We start from the raw sequence: 25,962 nt of genomic DNA, 5'->3' as shown, positions 1-25,962 counted from the left end.
CCCACCTGGCCGCTTGTCCCCTCCGCAGAGGACAAGCGGCCAGGCGCCGACCGTGACGGTCGGCGCCCCGGTCAGGGTCCGGTGTCCCCCGGGTGGGAGCAGAGTCCGCCTCGGTAAGTGCTGTCGTACCAGGCGCCGGTGGCGTCAAGGTCCAGGTTGGTGCGCCCGGGTCCCACGCAGCGGTGGTAGTCGGACCGGGGCCACCGCTTGACCTGGATCCACACATTGGTGTTGGTGGCGCAGTGCTCGTAGTAGGCCCGTTCACCACCTCTGCTCTCGTTCCAGCCGCAACCCAAGATGTAGGTCCTCTTGCTGGCCTCGGGAAACGTCTGGACGACGGGGGCTACGGCGGCTCTCGGGCTGGCCGAGGCCGGCGCCGATGCCAGACCGCCGATGGCCAGCGCCGCTGTGACGGCAGCTGCTGTGCAGTGTCTTGCCCTCAGGAAAGTCATACCGCTACCACTATTGGACACTACTTGCCCCGGAAAAGCGTTGGAGAGCTAAACCCCTCGAACGAAGGATCGCCCTTCGCGGACCGGCACCTTCGAAGCCGGTTCGTCGTCACCGACACTCGTGGTCCCGGAACCGGTGATCAGAGGCGGCCGAGGGCGGCCCGTCAGGTGAGTGCCTGGGGATTCCCTCGACCTCCCGCCACCATCACCTTGAATCACCGAGGTCAGAATCACTTTGGTGTCGGCCACTGCCATGAGACGTGTCTGCGTTTGTCAGATCGCCCTGAACACACCCGTGTTCGTGCATGTCGTGCCAGCCGTCAAGGTGGAGTTCGGCACTGCGACGAACGCCTTCTGCCGCAAACCCAGCCTTCAACGCAGACCTGCACGACGCTTCGTTGGCAGTCGAATGTGCAAGGGCGAGACGATGCAGGCCGACGTCATCAAAGGCCCAACGGGTCACCCTTTGCCGAGCACGATGGCCCCAGCCGTGGCCGCGGCCACTCCGCAGCAACCAGCAGGTAGTACGTCCGGTGCCACGCGGGAGGTTGAGCTGCTGCAAGGCGATGTGGCCTACCGGCACTCCGCTGGGCGGTACCACGGCCCAGCCGATCGCGGTTTCGTCCTGCCAGGACTTCACCCACCTGTTGATCCATGCGCGCGCGTCATCGTCCGAATTCCCCGAAAGCAGGGTCCACCTCCGAACCTCTTCATCAGCAAAAGCCATACGGACGACGGGAACATCCTTCAGTTCCCACGGGCGCAAGACCAGGTCACCCGCTGCGAGAGTCGGTTGAGCTGAGGTACTGAGGCTGCCGGGATGAACCACCGGCGGGATCAGCGATGGCATAGGCTTCAAAGCCTCCTTCTCGGGCCGTACAAGAATTGCTGCCACCGACCGCGTCGACCCATGCCCATGGCAAGGTGGATTTTCCACACGCTTACACCACGTGAACGACCTCGCGGCCGCGGCGGCACGCCCAGCCGCCTGTGGGGCTGACCAGATTGCCGTTCGCAACCAGCGTCCAAAGCGCCGATGATCGGGGTCGCGGGCGCCGCCAGCTCCGGGCAAGGACACCTCGGATTCATTCCTCGCTGAGCACGGCTGGCGGCGCAAGCGACTGCACTACCGCGCTGACGTCCTCGACGGCTCCTCACCGGCACCAGACTTTCCCTCGATCTCCCACCGCCGTCACCTTGAAACGCCAAGTCAGTAAGCAGCAGTCCTGGCCCGGGGGGCGTGTACGGAACTTTGTGTAAGTCCTCGTTTTTCACTTGGTGTTGAGCCGGTTCTCGAAGAAGAGTGAGAACTGGTTGAGTGCCTTCTTCCAGTGTGCCGCGACGTGGTTGACATCGCGCGCTCTGGGGGTGATCTGCTCGCGGACGGCGAGGTAGAGCACCTTCAACGCGGCCTGCTCGGAGGGGAAGTGTCCGCGGTTGCGGGTGGCTTTCCGTAGCCGTGCGTTGATCGACTCGATCAGGTTCGTTGAGTAGACGACCTTCCTTATCTCCGGCGGGAAGGCGAGGTAGGGGGTGAATTCGCTCCATGCGGTCTGCCAGGTCCGCACGATTGCGGGATACCGCTGGCCCAGCTCGCCTGCGGCGAAGTCGGCGAGGGCCTGCTCGGCGGCTTGCTCGGTCGGCGCTGTGTAGATGGCCTTCAACTCCGTTACGAGCTTTGCGTGGTGCTGCTTGGAGGCGAACCTCAGCGAGGCACGGATCAAGTGGATCACACACGTCTGAACGGTGGCTTTGGGCCAGGTTGCGGTGACCGCGTCGGGCAGGCCCTTGAGTCCGTCGCAGGCGACGATGCACACGTCCTCGACCCCGCGGTTGCGGAGCTCGGACAGCACGGTCATCCAGGTCGTGGCGCCTTCGCCCTCGTCGCCGGCCCACAGGCCGAGCACGTCCTTGCAGCCGTCCATGTCCACGCCGACGGCCAGGTAGACCGGTCGGGAGGCTACGGAGCCGGAGCGGATCTTCACCCAGAGCGCGTCGATGTAGATGATCGGCCAGAGGGCGTCCAGCGGTCTGTTCTGCCATGCGTCGAGCTCGTCGGTGACGGCGTCGGTGACCTTGCTGATCAGGTCCGGTGAGACCTCGACGCCGTACATGCCGGCCAGGTGCGAGCGGATGTCACGCACCGACATACCGCGCGCGTACAGCGACAGGACCTGCTCGTTGAAGCCTGCCAGCCGCCTGGCGTGCTTGGGTACCAGCTGCGGTTCGAAGGACCCGTCACGGTCCCTGGGAACGGCCAGCGTGACCGCCCCGGCATCGGTCAGCACCGTCTTCGGCGAGGTGCCGTTGCGGCTGTTGCCCGAGCCGCGGCCCGCCCGATCGTGCTTCTCGTATCCGAGGTGGTCGGTCATCTCCGCGTCCAGGGCCCGCTCCAGCACGGCCCGGGTCACCTCCGTCAGCAGCCCGCCTTCACCCAGCAGGGCAGCCCCCGAAGCGTCGACGCGGTCCATCAGCCGGTCGACGACCTCATCCACGAGCTTGTCCTCGACCGGTTCAACGGCCGGGATCTCGTTGTCGTTCATGTCCGTCCGTCCCGGCTGGTCAAAGCCCAGGTCAGGGCCCCGGCCAGCCTGTCACATCACGGACTTACACGATCTTTGAGACACACCCGGCCCGGGCAGCTGCGACGGGAGCAATCCGACTGTTAGTCCAGGTAGATGCCGGCGAAGGCCCCATCGAAGCCGAGCGCGGTGAGCCCCTGCTCGACACTGGAGTACGTCGTCGCGTCCGGGATGGCGATCAGGGCATTGAAGTCGGCCCGACTGATTTCGGGTTCGAGCCACTGATTGCTGCAACGGCAGACGATCCAGACGTTGCGGCCGTGGTTGGTGAGCAGCCAGTCGCGCCGTGCACGGCAGGCCGTGCACATCACCGGGATCCCGCGGAGGGCCAGCTCGCGCGGGTGGCTGAGGCAGCGCGTCGTGCCAGGGCCGCTGGGTGGCTGCGTCTCGTATTCGAGTTGCAGCAGCGGATGGGTACCGGTGGGGAGGGCGGGCAGCACGGTCGGCTCTGCGGGGCGGTCGGTGGTTCTGAGCACGGGCGTCATCTCCCGGTCGAGGTCCTTCTGTTTCCATCCGTAACAGCCGGTGTCTCCGGTGTCCAGGGGTTTGGCTGAGTCCGGCGGGGCAGTTGGGCGGCCTGCCGGACGCCGGTCAGCGGCGCGGTGTGCGGTGACGCGGGTCGAAGGCAGCGGGTCGAGCTGCTGCCGTGGGTGCCGTCCGGTTGCTGGTGCGCTTGGCCGCGGACTTGGGCTGGCTGGTGCCGGCCTGCGGGCGGCGAGTCACGCCCGGGTGAGCGGGAAGCTGGGCGAGACGGCGTAGCCGCCAGACCAGGACGTCGTTCACGTCCTCGGCGGTGTCGAGTTCGCGCATGTCGATGGCTTGCTGCAGAAGGGCCTTGGGGTCATGGCCTGCTTTCTCGGCCTGGGCAAGGGTGGCGGTCAGGGCATGGGTCTTCGTCGACGAGTTGTCTGCTTGCAGCCCCTGTTCGGGCAGGGCTGCGCGGATGGTGGCCTCGTGGGTTCGTCGTTCGGCTTCGGGAAGGGCGCGGCCTTGGTCGCGCAGCGCCTGCATGGGCGTGGCGGCGGCCTGGCGGTAGGCGGCTCGCAGATGCTCGGCTGTCTGTCGGGAGGCATGGGCCTGCTGGGCATGGCCACGGGCGGAGTGCCAGCGGGCGGCGGCCAGGGCGACGAGGACCAGGGTGGAGACGAGCATGGCGGTGGTGCCGCCGTCCTCGCCACGGCCGAAGGCGCTGCCGGCCTGGATGATGCCCCTGGCCGCCGATCGGACCGCCCGGGTGTCGGCACGCTCCGCTCGGACGTGGCTGCGAGTGGCACGCTCAAAGGCGCGGGCGGCGGCAGCCAGCTCGGCGCGGGTGGCGGCCGGGGAGGTCTGTGCGACCGCGTCCAGGAGTTCTCCGACCCCTACGAGTTGAGCGGCGGCTTCGTCGTCGCCGCTGTCGAGCAGGGTAGCGGCGCGCTCGGCGATGCCGGTGGCGTTGCGTCGTTCTCGGGCAGGCGGGGACCATTCCGGTCGGCCGCCGGAGGCGGACGAGGGCGCCGTCTGATCGAGGGTGCCGTCGGCCAGGCGGCGGATCTTGGGGAGTGAGAGGTCCGGGGCCAGGGTGGAGCCCGCAAACCAGATGGGCTCGCGGTCGCGGTTGCGGTCCCCGGGGATTGCGACGTTGTAGCCGAGGGCGTCACCGGACGGAGCGTTTCGGATCTTCACGCGTAGGCCCGCCTCGCGCAGCCGGGTGAAGAACTCCTCTTCGTTGGCGGCTCCGGCAAGGGCTTGGCGGACGGCTTCGCGAAGCGTCTCTCGTGGGGCCTCGGGGCGGCCGGTTCGCTCGGCCTTGAAGCGCTCGGCGCTGGTGGGTGTCTTGGCTCCGGTGCCGTCGCCGGGCTTGAGCTGGCGCAGCCCCCACTCCTTTTCGATGCGGCGGCATTCGGCCTGCGCCTTCTTGAAGTCGTAGTTCATCCTGGGACGGCGCAGGTCGCCTCGGATCATGGTGGCCACGATGTGGATGTGGTCGTCCGCGTGCCGCACTGCGACCCATCGGCAACCGTCAGGGTCGCCTTCGGGGGCGAGGTTGACTGTTTGGACCAGGCGTCGGGCGACGGTGTTCCATTCGGCGTCGGTCAGGGTCCGGTCGCCGGGGTCGGTGCGGACCGAGCAGTGCCAGACGTGCTGGGCCGGTGCCTTGGTGCCGGCCTGCTTGACGCGCAGGTCCAACGCGGCGGCGAGACGGGCGAGGGTGACCTTGGGGTCGGGGTCGGGGCTGGTGTCGCGTCCAGGGTCGGGGGCGAAGCCGTCCCAACTTCCAACGAGGTGTGCGTCGATGTGTTCGTCGCGTTTGCCTGGGCCGTACAGGTAGACGAGAAGTCCGTGGGTGCGTGAGCCGCGTCGGATCTTGGGGACCATCAGAGCCGCTTCTTCACCAGGTGGTCGGCCGTGTCGTCGATGCGGGCCAGGAGTCGCGTCAGGGTCGTGAGGGCGTGGTCGAGTTCGCCGGGACGGGGCTGTCCTCCGGCGTTGTAGACGTAGGCGATCTGGTTGATGTTGTTGCCGATTCGGGAGAGGGCGGTGCGCAGGGCGGCCATCTCGTCGATGGCGGTGTCGAGTTGTTCGTTGGTGTGCAAGTTGGTGGAACCGCGGGCGGCGGCGAGGCCGGCGGCAGCGAGGAATCGGGCGACGGTGACGCCGCGCTGTGCGGCGGCGGTGACGATCTCGGCGTTCTCGGTGTCGGAGAGGCGGGTGGTCGTCTTGCGGGTGCGCTCGCTCGGGTTGCGGCTGCGGCGGCGCGGTTTGCGGTTGGGAAAGGGAGGCGTGCTCGGGCTCGGCTGCTCGCGGCGGTCTGCTTCTCCCCCTGCGATCGGCGCCCCCTGGTGCCGGGAGTCCGGCTGGTCCTCGTGCGCCCTCGCTCGGGGACCAGCCGGACTTCCCCCGACCCCCTGGGCGGGGGCAAGTGCGTACGACGGGCCGTAGGACCGTCGTACGCGACAACTTGCTCCGCCAGGAGCCGTCTTGGGGTCACGCTGCGGTCCGGGCGAGGTGACCTCCGGGTCGTTGGCGTTCACCGCCTCGTCTCCGCGTCCTGCTGGTGGATGTCGCGGACGACTTCCTCGATCCAGTCCATGGCCAGAACCGGGTGGTGCAGGGTCCAGGGGCGGCTGTGGCGGCGTCGTTGCACGGTCCAGGTGTTGTTGGGGCCGGATTGGGCGCGGTGGAGGTGGCCGCGCTGGTGCAGGACAGTCAGCCAGGAGTCCACCTCGGCCGGTGTGGCGGGGTTCGTGCGCATGGCGGTGCTCTCCGGTTCGCTTCGGGAGGTTGTGAGGCGCGTGTCCGGGGGCGGGTGACCGGCCGAGGTGTCCGGCTCGGTCACCCGCCCCGCGGTGTCCGGTCAGTTCCGGGAGGAGGTGACCGACTGTCCGTGCTGCTCGCGGAGCTGGACCATCAGGGCGGTCAGCGTGTCGCTGGACAGCGGGATCTGCTGACCTCGGATCGCCTGGGCCACCACCTTGCGGGTCAGCTTGTCCTCGGCCCTGACCGCTGACCGGGCGATCTCCAACAGCTCCTCGGTGTCCGGGTCACGTCGCCGGTCACCAGTCGTCCGGGTGTCCGAGGCAGTGACCGGCGGGACGCTGTCCGGGTGACCGGCGACGGGCTCGGTGCCGGCCGGTCGGTCACCCACCGCAGGGAGGGTGTCCGACTGTCCGGCCAAGTCAGCGGCCTTGGGCTCCCCGTCGTGGTGACCGGTGTCCGGGCGGGTGGTGTCCACCGGGGTGCTGTCCCCAGTCAGTGTCCGGGTGTCCGGGTGACGCTTGTCCAGAGACAGTCGGGGCCGGTCGGTCAGAGCGTTGACCGACTGTCCGGCGCTGACCTGACCGGGCTGGGGCTGGGACTGACCGGCTCGGTCAGTCCGAGTGACCGGGATGCGCTCGGGCTGCCCGGAGTGACCGGCTTGACCGAGGTCGTCGCGGTCACTTCGGTCACTGTCCTTGACCGGCCCCCGGGCGATGAGGATGTACAGGTGAACCGCTCCGGCGAGGGCGAGCGGGGCGATGGTGGACAGCACGGCGACCACAGTGTCTCCGAGCCGCAGCCCGGTGGCTGAGGCGTTCTCCCCGTTGAGCCTGACCGCGTGCAGCGCGTTGGCCCAGATGCTGGCGGCAGTGGCCGTGCCGAAGAGCGTCCAGAGGTAGAGCCTGGCGCGCAGTGGCGCATCGCGGAGCACCAGCAGGGCCCGTATGCCGTAGGCGATGAACCCGTCGATCACCAGGGGGAAGAGGTAGGTCAGGAAACCGCGGACGTGGATGGCGACGGCCATCTGCTGCAGGGCGTCGTAGGACAGGGCGCATCCCGCACCGCCGAGGGCGATGACGACCGCGCGGTCCCAGCTGGTGATGTGCGCCGCCTTCGGCGCGCTCGCGATGTTCACGCCGCCGTCCCGAAGTCGTCGCGGCCCAGGCGCTTGCCGTCGGTCCCGGGGGGCGGGGTGTTCTTCGTGGTCTGCTTCAGGTCTCGGTTGCGGATGGCGCGGCGGATCTCGCGGTACTTCTTCTGGGCGTGCTCCTCGCTGATCTTCAGGAGCCAGGCCAGGCGCTGTTCGCTGAGGCCGTGGCGGTAGGCGGCGTGGACGACCGCGCGACGCTCGGACTTGGTGAGGTGAACGTCGCGCCCGGCAACGGTGGCGTTGACGCGGCTGTAGTCAAGGCGGTTGGCGAGCTCCTCGTGCAGCGGCTCGCGCTCCTCCTCGGTCATCCCGCCCCGGATGCCGTAGGTGTCGCCGCCTTCGAGGGCGGCGTCCAGGCAGGTGCGGCGGACCGGGCACTGGCCGCAGAGCGACGTGGCGGCGGTGATCTTGGCGGTCTCGTCGGGCTCGGGGAAGAAGATTTCGGGGTCCACCGGGTTGTACTCGGTGCTCTGGCAGACGGCCTGGTCCTGCCAGGTGTGGTCGCCGAGCGACCGGTGGCGGGCAGGGCTGATCGTCGTGGTGGTCATGCGGGTTGCTCCGATCGCTCTCCGCGCGCAGGGGCGTCGGCGGAGGGGTGCGCTGGGTCGGGAGTGCGTGGGGCGGCGCTCTGGGGGCACGGCCCGGCGTGGCTGCCTGCGGTAGGTCAGGCGGCGGTGCGGTGGCGTCTGCGGTCGACCGGCTCGAACTCGACCCGGGTGGTCATCTGCGCGAGCCTGCTGGTGACGCGGTCGCCGAGGTAGGCCCGGAGGTCTTTGATCGCCAGGTTGGTGGTGACGAGGGTTGGGAGCATGTGGTTGTACCGGCGGTTGATCAGCCGGTACGTCACTTCCTCGACCCACTCGGATGCCTTGGCCGCACCGAGGTCGTCAATGATCAGCAGCGGGCACCGGCTGACGGCCGCCAGCTCCCGCTCGCTGTCCACCCCGGGCCGGGGGCGGAGATCCGCGTACAGGTCGGCGGCAGTGGTCGCGCGCCAGCGCACGCCGACGCCGCTCTCCGCCAGCCGTCGGACCGCGCCGTACGCCTGGTGGGTTTTGCCCGCGCCGACCACCCCGGCCATCAGCAGGCTCGGGCCCGTGGTGACCTGTCGCCGGGCTCCCAGGCTGGGGGCGACGGCCTGCTGGGCGACGTCCCGGGCCCAGGCCAGGACCTGCGGGTGGTCGGCCACCGCGCCCTGGTAGCGCGGGGGCATCCCGGCCGACAGGGCGTCCAGCGGGGAGAAGGGCTCGGGCTCGTCGGCCAGCGCAGCGACGGTGACTGGATCGATGTTGCGGGCGGCCAGGATCCGAGCCATCCGGTCCAGGGGGCCCGCACTGCCGAGGATCTGCGGGTCGCGGGTACGGGTGCGCATCACAGCTCCTCGGCGTAGGCGGCGGCAGCGTCGACCGGGTTGGTCCACGCCTGGTGAGCGGGCACGTTAGGCCGGATTCCCGGCCGCGCCAAACCGGCGGCCGGTGCGTTCATCGAGTCGTTGACCAGGCTCGGCAGCCGGGAGGGGTGACCCTGGATCTCGGTAAAACGCCGCAGCCCGGCGCGGACGTGCTCCGGGGCGATGCCCTCACCGAGGAGCTTCTTGGTAATGCGTCCGACGTGGCCGATCACGTCCTCGGGCGGGCGCTGGCCGCACGAGGCGATGTACTCGCCGATCAACTCCTTGGCCGAGATGCCCGCGTCGGGCGCTGTGCGCCCCGTAGGGAAAGAAGATCCAGGATCCAAGATCCTAGATCCAGGCGCCGAGCCCTCTCCGAAGGTTCGGGGAGTGTTCGGGGAGCCCTCGGGGAATGCCGTCTGAGCTGCGGTTTCCCTACTGTTGCGATCAGGGGTGTCGGCGACTCCGACGAGGTCGTCCTGCTGGGTGGCGGGGATATCGCTCCGGGGTGCGGGAAGCTTCGGGGCGGGCAGCGCGGGCTGATCGAGGGCTCCGGGAGTGTTCGGCGAGGTGTCGGCGAGCCCTCGGGTAGGGGTGGGCGGCTCCTCGGTGCGCTTGGTGCAGGTGCCCTTGCAGGTGCCGCACCTGTCCGCCGCGTGGTGCTGCGGACAGGAGGGCAGGCGGGACTGGCTCCGCTTGTCGATCTTCTGATGCTCGAACCAGGTCACGATGTGGAGGTAGCGGCGGCCATCGCAGCCGGTGTACCGGCAGATCAGGCCGGCGTTGGCGAGCTGCTGGAGGTCGTCCTCGACGTGGACCGAGGTGTGCTCGGCCCGCAAGGGCCAGAGTAGTCCCGCGATGATCGCGGCGTTGTCACGGTGGCGGCCGTGGTCGTCGGCCTGGGTGAGGAGGCCGAAGAAGGTCCGCTCCGCCTCGACGCTCACCTCGGCGAGCGACTCAGAGAAGAATGCCTCCGGCTTGATGGTCCGGATCCGCGCCATGTCAGCGGCCCCGAACCGCAGCGGCGAGGTCACTGCGGGTGAGGGTCGCGGCGACGAGGTCGAAGGTGTGGGGCCGGGTCCAGTCCACCTCTGGCCAGACCCGCAGGATCCACCGGGCCGCGACCCTGGCTGTCGTCCGGTTCAGCTCGATCGTGTCCCCGGCCTCGTCCTTGACGATGGCGTGCGGGTAGGGCCACGCCTGCGTCGGGTCGTTCAGGCTGACGAGGATAGTGGCCGCGCCAGGGATCATGTCGGCGAGCTGGGCGGCGAGACGGTGCTGGCGGTCGGTGTCCAGGCAGGCCAGGGTTCCGCTCGGCATGGCAAGCATGCGATACTCCGTTGCTTGTAGGAGCGCGATGCGGCGGTTCTCGTGCAAAAGCCCCGCCGCCCGCGAGATGTGAATCGGTGCCCTTCGGGGTGCTGGTCCGGCGTCCAGGAGTTGGTAGCTCCAGGGCGCCGGTCTCATTTCCGCCCCGGTTCGGCGGTCACGGCGGCTTGTACGTCATGAGTCCCCCTTCACCGGTTGGCTCCCGCCCTCTGCGGGAGCAGCACCATATGAGCACGCGGCGGCATCAGTCCAGCGGTGCTCCACCCCGTCCCACCAGGCATTTCTCTCCTGACTGGATCCCGCCTTCTGGCAGTCGGACCCAGTTGCTGCGGCCCCTTGCAGTCCGACAGGGACGTACTGATGCCAGGGTCCTGTCAGCCCCACGGGCACCAGCACTATCCACTGACGTGAATGAGTTTGCCGCGACGGCTTCTCACGCCAGTGGAAGTCCGCGAGGCAGCGTAGCACCACGTCCACTGTCGTGAATGCCGCGCCGCGGGGTGCTTTCACTCATGTAGAGTGGCCGGGTCCATCAACCAGAAAGGAGGACGCTTGAGCGAGCAGAGGCCCCGCAACCTGGCGGAGAAGATCAACCATCTGTTCGACACCATCAGGCTGCCCGGCGGGCAGGAGTACAGCAACGAGCATGTAGCCGCCGCCATCGGGAAGAGCGGTGTCACCACCATCTCCCAGAGCTATATCTGGCAGCTACGCAAGGGCAAAAAGGACAACCCGACGATCAGTCACCTGCAGGCGCTGGCTGACTTCTTCGGCGTTCCCGTTGCCTACTTCGTCGACGATGGGGTGGCCAGCAAAGTCGAGGGGAAGCTGGAGGCGCTGCAGGCGCAGCAGGTCCGCGTGAGCGAAGCCATCGGCACTGGCGATGTGAAGCTGATGGCGATGCGTGCCGGCGAGCTCTCGCCGGAACGTCGCAGACAGGTGATGGATCTCCTGGATGTGGTCTACCAGCTGGAGCAGGCAGAGCGGCGCCACCCCACGAACGATTGATCAATACCGAAATTAACCATTGGCAGGCAGGGAAGGGGGAGGATCGTGCCGCATCTGTGCAGGAGAGATCTTGAAGGAGCGAGAGCTTCGACGCCGCTGTAAGCGGGAACTGCGGGCCTTGGACGTGCGGCCACCACTGCGAGTGGAAGTACTCTGCCAGCAGCTTGGAGAGCGTCGAGGACGCCCCATCCGACTGGTAGCCCATCCACTTCCGATGCCTGGCCCCTTCGGGGTATGGATCGCAACGGATTCAGCCGACTACATCCTGTACCAACAGGAGACGAGCAAGACCCACCAGGACCACATAATCCTGCACGAGGTCGGCCACATCCTGGCTGATCACCAGGGTGTCGACACCGGCGACGAATTCCTGCAGACAGCCATGCCCGAGCTCTCGCCGGGCATGGTCACCCGCGCACTGCGGCGTACCTCGTACGACGAGGCGCACGAGCGCCAGGCAGAACTGGTAGCCACGATCATCCTGGAGTGGGCATCCGTCCTGGACCGCGTGACTCCCCGTCAGGCAAGCGATCCGTCGGTGCACCGCGTTCAGACGGCCCTCGGCGACCGGCGGGGGTGGCTGTGAACTCCGCGATGTACCTGACCGCCGTGCTCCTTCTCCTCGCTGTGCTCTGGAAGGTCTACCAACTCTTCCAGGCTCCCCAGGACCGCGCCCTGCGCGCGGTCACCTTCTGCCTCCTTTGCACGGCTGGCTCGTTCTCCACCGGGCTGCAGGCTGAGAACCATGCCCTCAACGCCCTAGCGGGCACCGGCGCAGCCAGCCTGGCGTCGAACGTGCTGCTCCTCGGCGCCGTCTACTGGCTGCTCGCCTTCTACCTTCACTCCGCGACCGATCGTCAACGAGCAAGTCGGCGAGCCCGCCTTGAAGCGGTGCCGCTGGCGATGACGGTGATCGTCATCACGCTGGCGACTCTCGCCACATCAGCCGGAGTGCGTGGTCGTCCCTATGGCACTGCCGATCTTCACACCCCACAGGTCGCGGTGTTCTTCATCGCCGCCCAGCTCTACCTGGTCTACGCGCTTGCGACCACTGCCTGGTGGACCGGCCGCTACGCCCGGATGTCGCAGAAGCCCGCGACCATCGGCTTGTGGCTGACCGCGAGTTCGTTGGTCAGCATGGCGGCGGCCAACGCTCTCCGCATTGCGATGGACCTGATCTGCTGGCACGGTAGCGCCGTCCCCGCAGGGCTGAACCAGAGCGTGGCGCTGTTGTTCGCGCTCGCGGTGCCGGCCTTTGTCGTCGGCCTGAGCTATCCCGGTGTCATGCTGCGTCTGGCGGGATTCCGGATCTGGCGCCAGCATCGCCGGACCTACCAGCGCCTTCGCCCGCTGTGGCAGTTGCTGCACGAAGCGTTCCCGGAGGACGCTCTGCACCGTGAGCCCGCCGGCACGTGGCGCGAAGACCTGACAGTACGCGGAGTGCACCGCCGCTACTACCGGCGAGTCATCGAATGCCGGGACGGCCTGGTCAGGGTCAGCCCCTACCTGGCCCAGCAGGACGTGCAGGACGGAGCCACACCCGAGGTCCTGGCCGGCCACCTGCGGCTGGCACTGCGATCCCAAGCGGCAGGCGAGCCTGCGCCAACCCACGCCATTGCCGTAGCCCTGCCGGGCGAGGACAGCCTCGACGCCGACGCGCGACAGCTAGTGGCCCTCTCCGACGCACTCGTGACACGTGGAATAGGAATGGCTTCATGACGGACCTACTGATCACGGCCGGTCGGGTACTCACCGGACCTGGCGGCGAATGTGTCGAGGACGGTGCCGTGCTCGTACGCGGAAGCACCATCGCCGCTGTCGGCCCGCGCAAGACGCTCGCGGCGCTGGCAACCGAAGGACTGTCGACGAAGTCCTTCCCGAACGCCACGGTGCTGCCGGGGCTCATCGACTCCCACGTCCATCTCGCCTTCGACGCGAGTTCGGACGTGGTGGCTGCCCTGCAAGGCAGCGATGACGAGACGCTGATGGCTGGCATGGCCGACCGAGCCCGTCAACTGCTCGGCAGCGGTGTGACCACAGTGCGCGACCTGGGTGACCGGAACGGACTGGCCGTACGCCTTCGCGACGCGATCACCGAAGGAGCCCGGCCTGGGCCACGGATCCTGGCCGCCACAACACCGTTGACCTCGCCCGGGGGCCACTGCTGGTTCTTCGGCGGCGAGGTCGAGGGCGCAGACGCCATCCGTGACATGGTGCGACGCAACGTGCGGGCTGGAGCCGACGTCATCAAGATCATGGCCACCGGCGGCGGACTCACCCGAGGCGGACCCGCAATCTGGCAGTCCCAGTTCGACGAGGGCGACCTCCGTATCGTGGTCGAGGAAGCCCAGCGCGCCGGCCTACCCGTTGCCGTCCATGCACACGGCACCGAGGGCATTCAGGCGGCCGTGGCCGCAGGCGTGAACACGATTGAGCACTGCACCTGGATGGCCGAGGACGGCGGATTCGACCTCCGTGAGGATCTCGTCGCCAAGATCAAGGCCGCTGGGATCCACATCTGCACGGCCACCAGCCCCAACTGGCGCGCGTTCGCCGAACGGGTGGGCCATGAGCGCGCCGAGGAACTCTTCGCGTCGATGCGCTGGATGGCAGAGTTGGACGTGCCGATGATCGCCGGAACCGACGCCGGGGTGACGCGAGCGGTCTTCGACAAGATCGTCAACAGCTTGGAGTTCTACCAGTACCTGGGGATCCCCCTCGCGAAGATCATCGACATGGCCACCATCAACGCGGCCCACGCGCTGGGCATCGGATCTGAGACCGGACAGCTGGCCCAGGGATACCGCGCGGACATCCTCATAGTGGACGGCAACCCCCTCGACGAGCTTGACGCCCTCAGGCGCGTGCGACTTGTCCTAGCCGCCGGACGTCCCTTCACAGCTGAACGATGAGGTAGACCGATGGCCCATCCGAAGACCAGTTCGCGGAAGGTGTTGCGGATGATTGCCAGCGGTTTCCCTGCACGCGAAGGCGGCACGGCACGCAAGGCCACGCCGCCTTCGTGGAAGCCTCGTCAGCCCCAGATCCGCTGTCATTGCGCCCGGGGAAGGTCAGGCGGACTTGGCCTTCGGTAGTGCCTTCATAGCAGCGACGAGGCGCTCCACTGCTGGTCTCCGTGACTTGCTCGACGTAAGGTCAACTTCCGCGCCTGTGGCAAGTTTCGGCAAGTTCCTCGCTCCGCCGCACGCTCGCGGGCAAGCTCTGGCACAGCATGCGATACCGGCACCCGAGGAGGTCATCATGGCCCTGATCAAGCTCGGTAAGGACCCCGAGAGCCCTAGCGGCGGCTCCCCCACCGTCTACCTCGACGAGGAGACGGACAACTACCTCGTACAGGGGTGGAAGGTGGAAGACGCCGAGCGACTCGGGCAGATGGACATCCCCGGCCACGAGTCGGTGGTGGAGATCCCCCGGCGCATGGTGCAGTTCTTCTTGGAGGTGAAGAAGGGTGACGAGGACCCCGACGTTTGAGGAGCTGTTCCGCGACTGCCAGAGGACTGCGGTCCATCTGGAGATGCGCGACGCCTACATGAAGTCGGACCCGGCCTTCATCGACTGGAAGGCCGATAAGGTCCTCGACCCCGCCGAGCGCTGGGCCGACTGGCACGCCATCGTCACGGAGGCGACCTCGCGAGGCGTCGAGGTCAGACGTGCCCGCGTCGTTTCGACGCCGGTCAGCGAGTACATCCGGTTCGAGTACGACGTAACGGACGGACTGAACATCGCTGCCGGCGAAAGCGTGCGGTGGCTCTCGCGGCGCAAAGCAACCGACCTCGCCCTTCCGGGCAACGACTTCTGGCTGTTCGACTCCAGCCTCGTCCTCGTCAACCACTTTGACGGCGAGGGCGAGAACATGGAGGTCGAACTCACGGAAGACCCGGAGGTGGCGAAGCTCTGCGAATCGGCCTTCGAGGCCGTGTGGAAACGGGCAACGCCACACGCAGGGTTCGAGCTGGCCTAATAGTCCGAACAGCATCGTCGCAACGACATGACATCGCCATCTTCGAGCGTCCAGGAAGCCCGCAAGGCGCTCGGACAACGCCTCGCCGAGATCCGGCAATCAGCCGGACTCACCAAGCGAGCGCTGGCCCACCATCTGGGCTGGCACGAGTCGAAGGCTTCGCGCTTCGAGAGCGGCGCCCGTTCGCCCTCGGAGCGCGACCTTCGCGAATGGTGTTCCGCATGCGGCGCGGAAGGTGAGACAGAGGATCTCATCTCGACAGCCCGCGGAATTGAGGGCATGTATGTCGAGTGGCGCAAGATGGAGCGCCACGGGCTCAAGTGGGCGCAGGAGTCAGTGCTCCCGCTTTGGGAGCGAACCCAGCGCTTTCGCATTTACTCACCATGGCTCATTCCCGGCCCCGTGCAAACGGCCTCATACATCACCGCACTTCTGACCTCCATTCGTGACCGCCGAGGACTCATCGACGACGTGCCGGCGGCCGTCAAGGTGCGCGTGGAGAAGCAGCAGGTCGTCTACGGCAACCACAAGTTCGCCATCCTCCTGGAAGAGAGCGTGCTGCGGTACCGCATCGGCGGCACGGACGTGATGGCGGGCCAACTCGGCTATCTCCTCAGCGTCATGGCGCTGCCATCGGTGAGCATCGGCATCATTCCCCAGGACGCCGACCGTTCGGGCCTCTGGCCCGTCGAGGGCTTCTTCCTGTACGACGACGAGTTGGTGAACGTCGAACTCATATCGGCTCATCTCACCGTCGTCCAGAAGCACGAACTTGCCATGTATGCCAAGACGTTCACCGAGCTGGCCGAACTTGCCGTCTACGGCTCCGCTGCGCGTGAACTCATCACCACAGCCATCGAATCTCTAGGGTGAACGTCGGGCAAGTTCCGGCACACTCGTGGAGCCCCATCTACTCCCCTTCCTAGTTTTATTGGCACGGCTGGAAGCGTGCTCCGGAGGGGGCAGTGATGACTGTGGCAACTACCGGCAAGACGTTGGGGACGACCGAGGGCATTGCGGTCGAAGACCTCCCCATCGACGTAGAGGCGATCTCCTCGCGCACCGAGTCCGTCCTCGCCATGAAAATGGGCACCTCGACCCGCAAGGACATGGACGGCGTCGTGCCGACGATCGTCGGGCACCTGAACCTACTGCTCTGCGAAGATCTGGGGGTGGACGAGGACCAGGAAGTACGAGGGCTCGTCCGCAAGGGCTACACCCTGATCGACGACAAGAACCGGCCGACGGGGAGAACGCCCTCCTTCGGCGTGTTCCTCTACCTCCGGGACATCGCCCTTCTTACGCGGCGGCTCCTGTGGATCTACACCGAACGTAACGGGCTCGGTGCCCCGTGAGCGTCAGGGAGGACCGGATCATCCGGGAACTGTCCGGGTACATCTACGACCACCCTGACGAGAGGATGGCGTTGATGCCGGTGTACGACGCCGCCCGCGACCACGCGCAGCGCGGAGCCTGCACCCACAGCCAGCGCTGCCCCCTCGTGACGACGGGCGCGGTCGTCGTGGACGAGTGCAATCGCGTGCTGTGCATTCGGCATGAAGGGGCCTTCGCCCTCGCCGAGGCGGAGCCGGAGGACCAGGACGACTCGCTCAGCGGGGCGGCTCTGCGCCTGTTGGCCGAGGAGGTCGGCATCCGCGACGTGTGGACGGAACCTGGCAGCGAGGGCCCGTTCCTGATCGACGTGACCCGCGCAGGAAACCACGGGTACGGCCCCCGCCTCCGCATCGGCTTCAGGTACCTGTTCCGGGCTCACTCAGGCGCCGTCTTCCCCTCGATGATCGAGATGGGCACAGCGGCCTGGATGCCTCTCTCCGAGATTGGTATCACCTCGGTCCGTGAACGTCTTCGCAGCCAACTGTTCTGCGGCTCATGAGCCCGCAAAGCCAACAACTCGCCCACGTCCCAAGCCTCGTCGCGCTCGTCGGTGCGACTCTGCTTGGCGCCTGGAAAGGCTGAATGTACGAGCGCAAGGTCAAGGAACCGGTCCCCCTTCCTCCTCTGCCTGTTGGGGCTGTGGCCACTACCCGGCTGCCGAACGATGTGCGCGTCGGAGACTTCATATTCCTCGGCGGCACGTACTTGCGAGTCCGAGATATAAGGTCCGCCAGCACCGCGGGACACCGCGTGCTCATCTTCGCCGGGCACCACCCGTGGGTCGTGAAGGAAACAACGACCACGTATCGGCCGATCGAAGTCCACTGATCCCGACCGCTGATAAGGCGTCTTACCCCCGTTGTCCTCTCATCACGCGAGGAGCTTTGCCATGCGCTTCCGCAAGATTCACGGCGCAGGGAACGACTTCGTCCTGCTCTCCGACCTCGAACCCGGCAGTGACAGGGACTGGCCAAAGGAGGCAGAACGCCTCTGTGCCAGACGAACCGGCGTCGGCGCGGACGGCCTTGTCATCAGCAGCCTGATCAGCAAAACCCCCGCCGTCCTCGAAGCCGCGTGCTTCAACGCCGACGGCTCGATCGCCACGATGTGCGGCAATGCCCTCCGGTGTACCGCCTGGGCCGCCCACCGCGACCACGGCTTTCGCGAGATGAGCCTTCGCATGGCGGGGGTGATGCACGAGGCGATCGTCAAGGACGGCTCTGTGTGGGTCACAGCCGAAGTCGGCGCGATCCACCCCCGGCGGGTGCAGACCATCATCAACGGCAAGCCGACCTGGTTCGACAGCGCCCACACCGGCACCGAACACATCGTTGCCATCGTGGACGACGTGGACGCCATCGACACGGTGATGGTCGGGCGCCTTGTCCGCCACCATGCCGACCTTGCCCCTCTGGGGACGAACGTCAACTTCGTCCAAACCGGCGGCAGTCAAACGCTCAAGATCCGCACCTACGAGCGCGGCGTCGAGGCGGAAACCCTGTCGTGCGGGAGCGGGGCCGTCGCAGCCGTCGTCATCGCCACCATGCGCGGACTCGTGGCCCCGCGCACCGTCACCGTCCACAACCGCGCCGGGGAGCCGCTCACGGTCCGGCCACACAGCAACCGGCCCCAGCGGACTCAGTGGGTCGGGGGCCCGGTCACCAACACCTTTGAAGGGGTGCTTGCATGACTCTCTTCCTCAACTCCGCTTCGGATCTCGCAGTTCGGAAGGCCGCCGAAACCCTTCGTGAATGGCAGCACGACCGGCAGGGGCTCGGCGTCGCCCTGGTCTACGGGCCGGTATCGGCCGAGGACCGGCTCTACCACTCGAAGTGCCCTGTGGCCCAGCGCTCCGTGACCGCACTGTCCGAGGCCCTGGACGACATCGGAGCCCGCTGGAAGGTGCTGAACCCGTGTGAGCCCGACTTCATCATGGAGCTGGCGACGTACGACGTGGTCCTGTCGAACCTCCACGGCCCGTACGGGGAGGACGGGCGTTTACAGGGTCTGCTCGACTACCTACGCGTGCCGTACTGCGGCAGCGGAGTCGGGGCGTCCGCAGTGGCCGCCGACAAAATCCTCTGCAAGCGCGTGATGCTGAGCCTAGGCGTCCCCACACCCGGATGGTGGGTGTGGTTCGGCGACGCGTTCAACTGGAACGGACGACCCGTCATGGTCAAGCCGCCCTTCGGCGGCTCCAGCGTAGGCATGAGCCTGATCCGCGATCAGGCGGACCTTCCCCGGGCGCTTTCGGACGCTGCCGGCGAAGAGGGCGACGCCGTACTGGTCGAGGACTACCTGACCGGCGTGCCGCTGACCGTGGGGCTGCTGGAGCTGCCCGGAGGTGCGGTCGTCGTCTTCCCTCCGCTGACCACCGAAGCCACCGAGGCGGACTTCTACGACGCCGACACAAAGCTCGACGTGGACTCCAGAGGCACCGTAGCCGTACGGGCCGCAGAGCTACCGCCCGAGGTGCTGGACAAGGTCAACGAACACGCCAGGACGCTATGGAACGGACTCGGGCTGCGCGGCTCAGCACGCGTCGACTTCGTTCTCACCGAAGACGGCGAACCCTATGCGCTGGAGGTCAACAGCACGCCGGGCATGTCCCGCGACAGCAACTTCGTGGTCGGTGCTGCGATGGTCGGACTCACGCACACGGATGTCGTGCTGGCAATGCTGCACGAGGCGCTGACCCGCCCGCCGTACGATGTCCCCCTGCCCACTCCCGCGTTCTCCAGCGTCACACCGACTCGGGAGGCTGCCGTCTCGCCGTAGGAGCCCTGCCGCTGTGCCGCGCGTCCACGATGTCCCCATGTGCCGTCAGCTCATCGCCCCCGCCGAATGGGAACTACACGGCGGATGGGCACTCGGGAACAGGACCGAATGGTCGAACCGGGCGTGCGGCCTGGCGTCGCTGAGAATGATCCTCCTCGCCTACGGGCACGAAGCACCCACGGTCACGGAACTGCTGAAACTCGCGGTCAAGCACGAGGTCCTGACCCCGCGTGGAGCGCTTCACGCGGGGATCGCGAGCCTGGCGACCGACCTCGGAGTCCCCTCGACCGCAGAGCCCGTCCCGGTCGAAGACCTGCCTATGCGACTCGACGACGCCCCGCTCATCGTGTCCGTGACCGAGCAGTTCCCCGACGACGGCCGCACAGGCGGCCACCTCGTCATCCTTCGCGGCTACGAGGACGGCCCCGACCCGACGATCCTCTTCCGAGACCCGTCAGCCTGGGGCCAGACGCACGATCGCCTACCCCTCAGCCGCCTATCCCCTTCCTACACGGGCCGCGCAATCACCTTCGAGCCCCTGAAGAACAACGGAGAGTCTTGATGACCGAGGCCGAAGGCGGCCGGAGGATCGCCGTACTCGGCGAGATGCTGGAGCTGGGTGACGAGGCAGTCGAGGCCCACCGCGAGATTGGACGCTTCGCAGCCGAGGTGGGCGTCGACCTCGTTGTGGCGGTCGGCGGCGACAACGCGAAGCAGCTCGCTCTCGCAGCAGGAGCGGCGGGCGTGCCGGACATCGCGTTCGTCGCGAACAACGAGACCGCCGCCAACTTCCTCGAAGGCATCCTCAAGCCTGGTGATGCTGTCCTCGTTAAGGCGTCAAGAGGAGGTCAGCTCTGGCAGGTGGCCCAAAGACTTACCGGTCAGCCCGTTACCGGCTTGTGAGCTGCTCAGGCGCCTCCGATAGCTGCCCACCTCTGGGACTTTTCAGGGACTTTCAGCTCTGTCAGAGGGACTTTCGAGGGACTTTCGGCTGCCCAAAGCTGCAAGCGCGTGAAAGGCCGGAAAGAGCCTCCGACGCAGGTCAGAGGCCCTTTCCGAGGTGAAGTCCCAGGTGGGGGCGGACGAGTCGGCCTGTACGCCGGGTTCTGTCCCGCTGGTGAGGATCAAGCTCTGACCTGCTGATTAGCACGCTCAGAGGGCTTCCATCACGCTCCCAGGGACTTCTCAGGGACTTTCAGCCAAGATCCGCGAACCACGCTTCGATGGCGGCGAGGCCGCGTGCTCCGGCCTCCGGCATGAAGTGCGTGTAGGTCCGGAGGGTGAACGCTGGATCGGAGTGACCGAGCCACTTCGCCAGTGACACGATCGACTCGCCGGCTTCCAGCATCACCGAAGCATAAGGACTCCTAGCAAAATGAGCTGTACTGCCTTGGAATGACAGGCCGTCAGCCGGTGTTGTGCCTCTGTCTGGTGTTGTGGTGGGGGCGTTGGGCATGGTGCAGCGGAGGCCGTGGGAAGTCGAGGACGGGTTGTGGGAGCGGATTGCCGGGCTGCTGCCGGTGATTGAGCGCCGCGTGAGGTATCCGGGTCGCAAACGGCTCGATGACCGGCGGGTGCTGAGCGGGATCCTGTTCGTGCTGTACACCGGCATCCCTTGGGAGTTCCTGCCCCAGGAGCTGGGATACGGCTCGGGCAGCACGTGCTGGCGCAGGCTGCGCGACTGGCATCAGGCCGGGGTGTGGCAGGCTCTTCACGAACTGCTGCTGGCCGAGCTACGTGCGGCCGGGCTGCTGGACTTCTCCCGGGCCGCGGTCGACGGCTCCCATCTGCGGGCGATGAAGGGCGGCGCGAAGACCGGGCCCTCACCGGTGGATCGGGGAAAGACAGGCAGCAAGCACCACGTGATCACCGAAGCGCACGGCATCCCGCTGGCGGCCACGCTCACAGGCGGAAACCGCCACGACGTCACCCAGCTCATGCCGCTGGTCCACGCCATACCGGCCGTCAAAGGCAAGCGGGGGCGCCCCCGAAAGCGCCCCGACGCTCTGTTCGCCGACCGCGCCTACGACTCCGACACCTACCGCCGCGAACTGCGCGAGGTGGGCATCCGCCCCCTCATCGCCCGCCGCGGCACCCAGCACGGCTCCGGTCTGGGCATTCACCGATGGGTCGCCGAAGCAGCCTTCGCCCTCCTGCACTGGTTCCGGCGCCTGCGCATCCGCTGGGAGATCAGAGAAGACCTCCACGAAGCTTTCCTCATCCTCGGCTGCAGCATCATCTGCTGGCGACGCCTGAAAACCTCATTTTGCTAGGAATCCTAAGTGTGACGCAGGACGTGGAAGCCGTGCTCCCGGCTCGGCTCCCACACACGCGTGGCCTTCTCGCCCTTCTCCTGCTTCGGGAGAGGAGGAATCACCCCAGCCTTCGCCAGGGCCGGCTTCCACGTCTTGGTGTTCCACGTGGTCCGGTTGATTGCTCCACCACGGGTTGTGGTGACCAGCAACAGCACCGTCACCTTACGGCGCTCGTCCCTGGGAACGTCCGACTCCTCAGGATCGAGCCACGGCAGGGTCACCTCGATCGTCTCGAACTGCTCCTGGTGCACCAGCACCCGCTTGGCCAGGGCCTCCATCACCGGTACGTCTCGCTCTTTACCGCCCTTCGGTGGACCGAAGTAGAGCTGCGACTTGTACCGCAGAATCTGCCGCTCAATATGGACGAGGTCACCCCGCACATCATCGGGGGAGAACGCGAATGCCTCCCCCTGCCGCAGACCGCACCCGACGCCAAGGTCCGCTGTGATCTGGTACCGATCGGGAAGCTCTTCCCGCACCGCGTGGACTCGGCCCTGCGTCCAGGAACGCGCCCTCCGCTCGGGCTTCTTGGGCGGCTTGATCGTGCTGTTGCCCTTGCATGGGTTACGGAAGAGGCGCTTGTCCTCGACGGCAGCCTGCATGATCGCCTTGAGGTACACCCATGCGGTGTACGCAGTGCCCGATCCGACTTCGCGCTGCACGTCGGCTGACCACTTCCGCAGCTCGGCGACACCGACATCGCGGAGCGCCAGGTCGCCGATGAGCGGAAGCACTTGTCCCCAGATCCGATACTCCATGCTTTCCAACGTCTGGGCCGGGTGTATCTGGGCCGGCCACCAATGTTTTTCGACGTACTCACGCACGCTGATGTCACCGTCGCGTGGATCAACGAAGTCACCACGGCGCGAATCCGTCTGTGTCTCGGCCAACCACGCCTTGGCGTCCGCGACCGTCTCGAACGAGCGGTCGCGGACGCCCGGAATTCCCTTGACCCGGTAGCGGGTGCATTTCCCCCAGAGGGCAGTTCGCTCGCGCTTACCCGTCTCCTTGTTGGGTCGCTTCTTGAGCCACCTGTCCTCTATGTACCCCGCCACGCGAGACCTCCTTTTGTTCGGGCCGCTGGCTCGCTCAGCGCAACCCGGCGCTGCACAACACACACAGACGACCTCCGTGTGCATCAAATTCCGGATGCAGCAGACGTCTTCAACTTTTTCTAGGGAGAGGGCGGCCACCGACGGCCAACCGCACTGGACACGCCTATTGCGGTCAGGCAGCGCGACGTACAGGGCGTCGCTGCGGGGCCTTGTGCACCGGGTTGAGGGCCGGGTTCGACCGTGAATCGGCGTTCTGCTGTTCCGTCAGCCATGCATCCAGCAGGTCTCGGCGATACATGACCCGCCCACCTGGGCCCCATACGGAAACTGGGGGTCCCTGACGTCGATGGCGCCAGACGTACAGAGTGTTCACCGAGATGCCCATGTACCGCGCTGCATTCTGGACGTTCATGAACGCTGTCTCGACAGTGGGCTGTGTGCGGTTGCGCATCGCGTATCTCCGGATGAAACGTCGTCGGTCAGGCGGGCCTTGATCTCCCACCGCCCCGCTAGGCGCAGCGCAGGAACCGCTCACGGGGAGGATCAGGATCCGAAGATTCGCGGGTTTGGCGATGCCGGATTTTAGTGATAGACAGCGATCCCCGACGGATCAAGGAGTTCGACTCCACACCAGGACGATGCCTCTGGCCACTGTCTCTTCGTCAGCTGTAGGCCGGATGAGGAATTCGGTAAGGTGAAAAAGTAGCTACGCTGACGGCTATTCAGGCCATCCCACATCGCGTCGGCCTTCTTCCGCAGGGTGCATCACACACAGAGCTATCGTCCGGCGACCACCCCAGTGGCTGGCAGTACCCAGGTGATGTTCCTACGCCCCAGAGCCATGCCGAAATCAGCCGCCCCCGCGCCGCCTTTCGGGCCGCGCGGGGGCGGCGTAGCAGCATGCCAGTCAGGCTACGGCAGCCCAGTGACAGCCCTCGGGCATCGGATCCCGCGAGACGCTGCTCAAGCGGGTGAATCAGGAACAGGTCGGCCCCGGCGTCCTACCGGGGACGACGACGAAGAGTCAAGGCGGGAGCCGCTGGCTACCGACGGCCAGCGGCTCCGTGCTTGAAGGAATAGATCGAAGCCCTGACGGATTGTCCCGTAGTTGGCTCAGACGCAACAGGGGGAACCACTGGTGAGCGACCTGAAGCTGTTTCGGCTCGATGCCGACGGCCGGGACGTCGAGCTGTGCGGTTCGACGGTGGCGCTGGAGGTCGAGCTGCAGCGCCGGATCGAGGCAAGCATGGAGGCCATGCTCGGCATCCGCTTCCTGGCGTCGGAGTACGCGACGGGGCCTTGGCACCGGGGCCGGATAGACTCGCTCGGCCTGGACGAGAACGGCACGCCTGCGCTGATCGAGTACAAGAAGGGCTCCGACAGCGGGGTCCTGTCGCACGCCGTCTCCTACCTGTCGTGGCTGGAATCGGCGCATCACGAGTTCGAGGCACTGGTCAAGGAGAAGCTGGGTGCTGACGCAGCCGAGTCGATCGACTGGCGGAACCCGCGGATGGTCTGTATCGCGGCCAGCTTCTCCCACCACGACCGGGTCGCGGTGCAGCGACTGCGCGAGCGGATCGACCTGGTGCGCTACCGCATCTTCGATGGCGGGCTACTGAGCCTGTTGCTGATCGAGTCCACACCCGGCTCTCCGAGCCAGGCTCCGGCTCGGCGGCAGCATCGGGAGCGGGAGATCACAGCCGGTGCCGCCGGCAGGGGCGGGAGGCCGTCAGTCCAGGCGGTCCCGGGCGCACCCCCGGCTTGCCTGCGGGACCTGTACGCCGAACTGGACGAGTCCCTGACCGCGTGGGGCGAGGTCGAGGTGGCTCCGCTGAAGCACTACATCGCCTACCGGCGCATGGTGAACCTCGCCTCGGTCGTCTTCCGCCCGAAGCACGAGGTGCTCCTGATCTACCTCAGAGTCGACCCGGACACGGTCGAGCTGGAGGAGGGCTTCTCCCGCGACATGCGCGGCATCGGCCATCTCGGGACGGGCGACCTGGAGCTGCGGATCGCCTCGGCGGCCGACCTGGAGAAGGCGGGATCGCTGATACGGCGAGCGTTCGAGGCGGCCTGACGCAACGAGGAAGGGCGGCTGCAGTCAATCGGCCCTGGCCTGATCGCTTTCATGCTCATGCCGGATGAGATGATCGCGTCTGGCTCTGCGTGATCGACTCAGAGAGAGGGCGCAAGGGGTGCTCAAGGACTCCTCGTTGAGAGGCTACTTACTGGAAGAGTCGCTGGCCTGGTTGCTCCGATTCAGCGGTTACCGGCTGCTCGTCCACGAGGACCAGGATCCCGTCGAGCTGGTCAGTGAGAGCAACACTCTCCGGGTTCGTGGGCGTGGCGCCCTGCATCAGGTGGATGTACTTGGGGAGTTCGCGTTCACGCCGGCGTTCTCCATGCCGGTACGGCTGTTCCTGGAGGCCAAGTATTACCAGGGTCGCTGCGGGCTGGAGGTCGTACGGAACGCCCACGGCGTCGTGCACGACGTGAACGAGAACTTCATGACGCACGCGGGGACGCGGCCGAGGCAGCGTTTCAAATACTCGTACGCCCTGTTCTCCGCGGGCGGCTTCACGGCGGATGCTCAGAAGTACGCGCTCGCCCACCAGATCTCCCTGGTGGATCTGTCCGGCGCTTCATTCGCCTGGCTGCTCGGCCATATTGGAGCCACGGCATCGAGTCTGTCCAAGGCGCAGAAGCACCTGCCCGCGTCGGTTCCCTTTCCTGTGAACTGGATGCGCACGGAGCTGCGGCGGGCACTGGGGACGTCTCCGCTGCACCTGTTGCCGCCTCCATCCGATGCCGATGGGAAGTTCATGGAGGTGGCTGGTGCCGCGGTCGCCGAGTTCGCCGCTGTATTACGGCAGCGCAGTGACGCAGAGCTGCTGCTCGGCTTTCCCTCGGCGCCGTTCATCCTGCCGCTTGCTGCTGACGATCACCGGGCGTTTCTGGAGTACGCGGAGGCGAGGCCGGACCACGCGGTGCGGATCCGGCGGCGTGGGGTGGGAGCTGCGGCGGAGTGGACGGTGTCGCCCGCGGACGCGGTCGGCGCCTACGAGTTGGCGTTCAAGCTCCCGGAGCACGTCGAGGACTGGATCAGCGGCGTCGAGGAGAAGGAGCGCCGCCGCACCGTCGAGGTCAAGGAGCAGTTCCTGTCGGCGATCACGCTGTACCGCGTGAACGGCGCGGGTGTGCGCACCTATCAGTTGCGGTACGAGGCGAGTTCGCTGTCTCGCGCGGGGAACGCCCTGCCGTAGCTCGGCACCGATGGCCCTGGCTG

At 66.9% G+C, this 25,962-nt stretch carries 31 protein-coding genes; 16 read left to right on the top strand and 15 right to left on the bottom strand.

From position 1 onward, the window contains the following. Nucleotides 1-71 precede the first annotated feature (71 nt). From GR130_RS40370 to GR130_RS08075, 12 genes are all read right to left on the bottom strand, one after another. On the bottom strand, nucleotides 72-296 hold the full coding sequence (locus GR130_RS40370; protein ID WP_236572936.1) for a DUF6355 family natural product biosynthesis protein: 225 nt from the start codon (nucleotides 294-296) through the stop codon (nucleotides 72-74). A 361-nt stretch (nucleotides 297-657) separates the two neighbouring features. Next, nucleotides 658-1,302 (bottom strand): GNAT family N-acetyltransferase, encoded by a 645-nt coding sequence (locus tag GR130_RS41775; protein WP_159504081.1) that lies wholly within the window; start codon nucleotides 1,300-1,302, stop codon nucleotides 658-660. 421 nt (nucleotides 1,303-1,723) lie between these two features. Beyond that, complete coding sequence (locus GR130_RS08120) at nucleotides 1,724-2,995, bottom strand: IS256 family transposase (protein ID WP_159504080.1); 1,272 nt, start codon at nucleotides 2,993-2,995, stop codon at nucleotides 1,724-1,726. Nucleotides 2,996-3,117: 122 nt separating this feature from the next. Continuing rightward, the gene (locus tag GR130_RS08115; protein ID WP_159504079.1) at nucleotides 3,118-3,519 is read right to left on the bottom strand and encodes a hypothetical protein; all 402 of its coding nucleotides are present in this window, start codon (nucleotides 3,517-3,519) and stop codon (nucleotides 3,118-3,120) included. Nucleotides 3,520-3,625: 106 nt separating this feature from the next. Beyond that, on the bottom strand, nucleotides 3,626-5,392 hold the full coding sequence (locus tag GR130_RS08110; RefSeq protein ID WP_159504078.1) for a relaxase/mobilization nuclease domain-containing protein: 1,767 nt from the start codon (nucleotides 5,390-5,392) through the stop codon (nucleotides 3,626-3,628). Further along, nucleotides 5,392-6,048, bottom strand: coding sequence for a MobC family plasmid mobilization relaxosome protein (locus tag GR130_RS08105; RefSeq protein WP_159504077.1), 657 nt, complete (start codon nucleotides 6,046-6,048; stop codon nucleotides 5,392-5,394). The genes GR130_RS08110 and GR130_RS08105 overlap by 1 nt, the downstream gene beginning before the upstream one ends. After that, nucleotides 6,045-6,269 (bottom strand): hypothetical protein, encoded by a 225-nt coding sequence (locus tag GR130_RS08100; RefSeq protein WP_067357825.1) that lies wholly within the window; start codon nucleotides 6,267-6,269, stop codon nucleotides 6,045-6,047. Before GR130_RS08100 ends, GR130_RS08105 begins: the two co-directional genes overlap by 4 nt. 102 nt (nucleotides 6,270-6,371) lie before the next feature. After that, nucleotides 6,372-7,409, bottom strand: coding sequence for a DUF2637 domain-containing protein (locus tag GR130_RS08095; protein ID WP_159504076.1), 1,038 nt, complete (start codon nucleotides 7,407-7,409; stop codon nucleotides 6,372-6,374). Then, on the bottom strand, nucleotides 7,406-7,972 hold the full coding sequence (locus GR130_RS08090) for a WhiB family transcriptional regulator (RefSeq protein ID WP_159504075.1): 567 nt from the start codon (nucleotides 7,970-7,972) through the stop codon (nucleotides 7,406-7,408). The genes GR130_RS08095 and GR130_RS08090 overlap by 4 nt, the downstream gene beginning before the upstream one ends. A 116-nt stretch (nucleotides 7,973-8,088) precedes the next feature. After that, nucleotides 8,089-8,796 carry an ATP-binding protein gene (locus tag GR130_RS08085; protein WP_159504074.1) on the bottom strand — a complete coding sequence of 236 codons (708 nt, stop codon included), beginning with the start codon at nucleotides 8,794-8,796 and terminating at the stop codon, nucleotides 8,089-8,091. Continuing rightward, on the bottom strand, nucleotides 8,796-9,815 hold the full coding sequence (locus tag GR130_RS08080) for a hypothetical protein (RefSeq protein ID WP_159509821.1): 1,020 nt from the start codon (nucleotides 9,813-9,815) through the stop codon (nucleotides 8,796-8,798). The genes GR130_RS08085 and GR130_RS08080 overlap by 1 nt, the downstream gene beginning before the upstream one ends. Before the next feature lies 1 nt (nucleotide 9,816). Next, on the bottom strand, nucleotides 9,817-10,143 hold the full coding sequence (locus GR130_RS08075; RefSeq protein ID WP_159504073.1) for a transcriptional regulator: 327 nt from the start codon (nucleotides 10,141-10,143) through the stop codon (nucleotides 9,817-9,819). Nucleotides 10,144-10,695: 552 nt separating this feature from the next. Between GR130_RS08075 and GR130_RS08070 the strand changes: the two genes are divergently transcribed. The 13 genes from GR130_RS08070 (at nucleotide 10,696) to GR130_RS08010 (ending at nucleotide 20,209) form a co-directional block, all read left to right on the top strand. After that, complete coding sequence (locus tag GR130_RS08070; protein WP_159504072.1) at nucleotides 10,696-11,151, top strand: helix-turn-helix domain-containing protein; 456 nt, start codon at nucleotides 10,696-10,698, stop codon at nucleotides 11,149-11,151. 214 nt (nucleotides 11,152-11,365) lie between these two features. Then, nucleotides 11,366-11,737 (top strand): hypothetical protein, encoded by a 372-nt coding sequence (locus tag GR130_RS08065; RefSeq protein WP_236572935.1) that lies wholly within the window; start codon nucleotides 11,366-11,368, stop codon nucleotides 11,735-11,737. Between the two features lie 8 nt (nucleotides 11,738-11,745). Further along, complete coding sequence (locus GR130_RS08060; protein ID WP_159504070.1) at nucleotides 11,746-12,870, top strand: MAB_1171c family putative transporter; 1,125 nt, start codon at nucleotides 11,746-11,748, stop codon at nucleotides 12,868-12,870. Next, nucleotides 12,867-14,063 (top strand): amidohydrolase family protein, encoded by a 1,197-nt coding sequence (locus GR130_RS08055; protein WP_159504069.1) that lies wholly within the window; start codon nucleotides 12,867-12,869, stop codon nucleotides 14,061-14,063. Before GR130_RS08060 ends, GR130_RS08055 begins: the two co-directional genes overlap by 4 nt. A gap of 349 nt (nucleotides 14,064-14,412) precedes the next feature. Next, nucleotides 14,413-14,643 carry a hypothetical protein gene (locus GR130_RS08050; protein ID WP_159504068.1) on the top strand — a complete coding sequence of 77 codons (231 nt, stop codon included), beginning with the start codon at nucleotides 14,413-14,415 and terminating at the stop codon, nucleotides 14,641-14,643. After that, entirely contained in the window at nucleotides 14,621-15,133 is a 513-nt protein-coding gene (locus GR130_RS08045) for a DUF6879 family protein (protein ID WP_201304831.1), read from the top strand. The genes GR130_RS08050 and GR130_RS08045 overlap by 23 nt, the downstream gene beginning before the upstream one ends. Nucleotides 15,134-15,160: 27 nt before the next feature. Further along, complete coding sequence (locus tag GR130_RS08040; protein ID WP_159504067.1) at nucleotides 15,161-16,006, top strand: helix-turn-helix domain-containing protein; 846 nt, start codon at nucleotides 15,161-15,163, stop codon at nucleotides 16,004-16,006. Nucleotides 16,007-16,101: 95 nt separating this feature from the next. Then, nucleotides 16,102-16,488, top strand: coding sequence for a hypothetical protein (locus tag GR130_RS08035; RefSeq protein ID WP_236572934.1), 387 nt, complete (start codon nucleotides 16,102-16,104; stop codon nucleotides 16,486-16,488). 74 nt (nucleotides 16,489-16,562) lie between these two features. After that, nucleotides 16,563-17,027 carry an NUDIX domain-containing protein gene (locus GR130_RS08030; RefSeq protein WP_236572932.1) on the top strand — a complete coding sequence of 155 codons (465 nt, stop codon included), beginning with the start codon at nucleotides 16,563-16,565 and terminating at the stop codon, nucleotides 17,025-17,027. A 390-nt stretch (nucleotides 17,028-17,417) separates the two neighbouring features. Further along, a complete protein-coding gene (gene dapF / locus GR130_RS08025) occupies nucleotides 17,418-18,218 on the top strand; it encodes a diaminopimelate epimerase (RefSeq protein ID WP_159504064.1) in 801 nt (266 codons plus the stop codon). Next, the gene (locus GR130_RS08020; protein WP_159504063.1) at nucleotides 18,215-19,306 is read left to right on the top strand and encodes a D-alanine--D-alanine ligase family protein; all 1,092 of its coding nucleotides are present in this window, start codon (nucleotides 18,215-18,217) and stop codon (nucleotides 19,304-19,306) included. The genes dapF and GR130_RS08020 overlap by 4 nt, the downstream gene beginning before the upstream one ends. A gap of 37 nt (nucleotides 19,307-19,343) precedes the next feature. Continuing rightward, on the top strand, nucleotides 19,344-19,868 hold the full coding sequence (locus GR130_RS08015) for a C39 family peptidase (RefSeq protein WP_159504062.1): 525 nt from the start codon (nucleotides 19,344-19,346) through the stop codon (nucleotides 19,866-19,868). Further along, nucleotides 19,868-20,209 (top strand): glutamate ligase domain-containing protein, encoded by a 342-nt coding sequence (locus GR130_RS08010; RefSeq protein ID WP_159504061.1) that lies wholly within the window; start codon nucleotides 19,868-19,870, stop codon nucleotides 20,207-20,209. Before GR130_RS08015 ends, GR130_RS08010 begins: the two co-directional genes overlap by 1 nt. 292 nt (nucleotides 20,210-20,501) lie before the next feature. Here GR130_RS08010 and GR130_RS08005 read toward each other — a convergent pair whose 3' ends face one another. Continuing rightward, a complete protein-coding gene (locus GR130_RS08005) occupies nucleotides 20,502-20,654 on the bottom strand; it encodes a hypothetical protein (protein ID WP_236572930.1) in 153 nt (50 codons plus the stop codon). A gap of 106 nt (nucleotides 20,655-20,760) precedes the next feature. Here GR130_RS08005 and GR130_RS08000 point away from each other — a divergent pair, with 106 nt between their 5' ends. Next, nucleotides 20,761-21,579: an IS5 family transposase gene (locus GR130_RS08000; RefSeq protein ID WP_159503645.1), complete on the top strand. Its 819-nt coding sequence runs from the start codon at nucleotides 20,761-20,763 to the stop codon at nucleotides 21,577-21,579. A 5-nt stretch (nucleotides 21,580-21,584) separates the two neighbouring features. Here GR130_RS08000 and GR130_RS07995 read toward each other — a convergent pair whose 3' ends face one another. Continuing rightward, complete coding sequence (locus GR130_RS07995; RefSeq protein ID WP_236572927.1) at nucleotides 21,585-22,676, bottom strand: site-specific integrase; 1,092 nt, start codon at nucleotides 22,674-22,676, stop codon at nucleotides 21,585-21,587. Between the two features lie 172 nt (nucleotides 22,677-22,848). After that, nucleotides 22,849-23,088, bottom strand: coding sequence for a helix-turn-helix domain-containing protein (locus GR130_RS07990; RefSeq protein ID WP_159504060.1), 240 nt, complete (start codon nucleotides 23,086-23,088; stop codon nucleotides 22,849-22,851). 726 nt (nucleotides 23,089-23,814) lie between these two features. Between GR130_RS07990 and GR130_RS07985 the strand changes: the two genes are divergently transcribed. Together GR130_RS07985 and GR130_RS07980 are read left to right on the top strand one after the other, a co-directional pair. Then, nucleotides 23,815-24,753, top strand: a complete 939-nt coding sequence (locus GR130_RS07985; protein WP_159504059.1) for a DUF5655 domain-containing protein — start codon at nucleotides 23,815-23,817, stop codon at nucleotides 24,751-24,753. Nucleotides 24,754-24,871: 118 nt separating this feature from the next. Further along, complete coding sequence (locus tag GR130_RS07980; RefSeq protein ID WP_159504058.1) at nucleotides 24,872-25,939, top strand: restriction endonuclease; 1,068 nt, start codon at nucleotides 24,872-24,874, stop codon at nucleotides 25,937-25,939. Nucleotides 25,940-25,962: the final 23 nt, after the last annotated feature.

It is taken from the genome of Streptomyces sp. GS7 (genome assembly GCF_009834125.1).
Taxonomy (GTDB): Bacteria; Actinomycetota; Actinomycetes; order Streptomycetales; family Streptomycetaceae; genus Streptomyces.
Note: the sequence above shows the minus strand (reverse complement) of the source record. Positions and strands in the feature narration are given on the sequence as shown.

What these genes read in the sequence shown, in the direction of transcription:
- GR130_RS08090 (WP_159504075.1), bottom strand. Translation starts at nt 7,972, where the DNA reads ATGACCACCACGACGATCAGCCCTGCCCGCCACCGGTCGCTCGGCGAC.
- GR130_RS08055 (WP_159504069.1), top strand. Translation starts at nt 12,867, where the DNA reads ATGACGGACCTACTGATCACGGCCGGTCGGGTACTCACCGGACCTGGC.
- GR130_RS08020 (WP_159504063.1), top strand. Translation starts at nt 18,215, where the DNA reads ATGACTCTCTTCCTCAACTCCGCTTCGGATCTCGCAGTTCGGAAGGCC.
- dapF (WP_159504064.1), top strand. Translation starts at nt 17,418, where the DNA reads ATGCGCTTCCGCAAGATTCACGGCGCAGGGAACGACTTCGTCCTGCTC.
- GR130_RS08120 (WP_159504080.1), bottom strand. Translation starts at nt 2,995, where the DNA reads ATGAACGACAACGAGATCCCGGCCGTTGAACCGGTCGAGGACAAGCTC.
- GR130_RS08060 (WP_159504070.1), top strand. Translation starts at nt 11,746, where the DNA reads ATGTACCTGACCGCCGTGCTCCTTCTCCTCGCTGTGCTCTGGAAGGTC.
- GR130_RS08110 (WP_159504078.1), bottom strand. Translation starts at nt 5,392, where the DNA reads ATGGTCCCCAAGATCCGACGCGGCTCACGCACCCACGGACTTCTCGTC.
- GR130_RS07990 (WP_159504060.1), bottom strand. Translation starts at nt 23,088, where the DNA reads ATGAACGTCCAGAATGCAGCGCGGTACATGGGCATCTCGGTGAACACT.
- GR130_RS08040 (WP_159504067.1), top strand. Translation starts at nt 15,161, where the DNA reads ATGACATCGCCATCTTCGAGCGTCCAGGAAGCCCGCAAGGCGCTCGGA.
- GR130_RS08080 (WP_159509821.1), bottom strand. Translation starts at nt 9,815, where the DNA reads ATGGCGCGGATCCGGACCATCAAGCCGGAGGCATTCTTCTCTGAGTCG.
- GR130_RS08100 (WP_067357825.1), bottom strand. Translation starts at nt 6,269, where the DNA reads ATGCGCACGAACCCCGCCACACCGGCCGAGGTGGACTCCTGGCTGACT.
- GR130_RS08000 (WP_159503645.1), top strand. Translation starts at nt 20,761, where the DNA reads ATGGTGCAGCGGAGGCCGTGGGAAGTCGAGGACGGGTTGTGGGAGCGG.
- GR130_RS08015 (WP_159504062.1), top strand. Translation starts at nt 19,344, where the DNA reads ATGTGCCGTCAGCTCATCGCCCCCGCCGAATGGGAACTACACGGCGGA.
- GR130_RS08010 (WP_159504061.1), top strand. Translation starts at nt 19,868, where the DNA reads ATGACCGAGGCCGAAGGCGGCCGGAGGATCGCCGTACTCGGCGAGATG.
- GR130_RS08075 (WP_159504073.1), bottom strand. Translation starts at nt 10,143, where the DNA reads ATGCTTGCCATGCCGAGCGGAACCCTGGCCTGCCTGGACACCGACCGC.
- GR130_RS08030 (WP_236572932.1), top strand. Translation starts at nt 16,563, where the DNA reads ATGCCGGTGTACGACGCCGCCCGCGACCACGCGCAGCGCGGAGCCTGC.
- GR130_RS41775 (WP_159504081.1), bottom strand. Translation starts at nt 1,302, where the DNA reads ATGCCATCGCTGATCCCGCCGGTGGTTCATCCCGGCAGCCTCAGTACC.
- GR130_RS08035 (WP_236572934.1), top strand. Translation starts at nt 16,102, where the DNA reads ATGACTGTGGCAACTACCGGCAAGACGTTGGGGACGACCGAGGGCATT.
- GR130_RS08050 (WP_159504068.1), top strand. Translation starts at nt 14,413, where the DNA reads ATGGCCCTGATCAAGCTCGGTAAGGACCCCGAGAGCCCTAGCGGCGGC.
- GR130_RS08065 (WP_236572935.1), top strand. Translation starts at nt 11,366, where the DNA reads ATGCCTGGCCCCTTCGGGGTATGGATCGCAACGGATTCAGCCGACTAC.
- GR130_RS08085 (WP_159504074.1), bottom strand. Translation starts at nt 8,796, where the DNA reads ATGCGCACCCGTACCCGCGACCCGCAGATCCTCGGCAGTGCGGGCCCC.
- GR130_RS08115 (WP_159504079.1), bottom strand. Translation starts at nt 3,519, where the DNA reads ATGACGCCCGTGCTCAGAACCACCGACCGCCCCGCAGAGCCGACCGTG.
- GR130_RS08005 (WP_236572930.1), bottom strand. Translation starts at nt 20,654, where the DNA reads ATGCTGGAAGCCGGCGAGTCGATCGTGTCACTGGCGAAGTGGCTCGGT.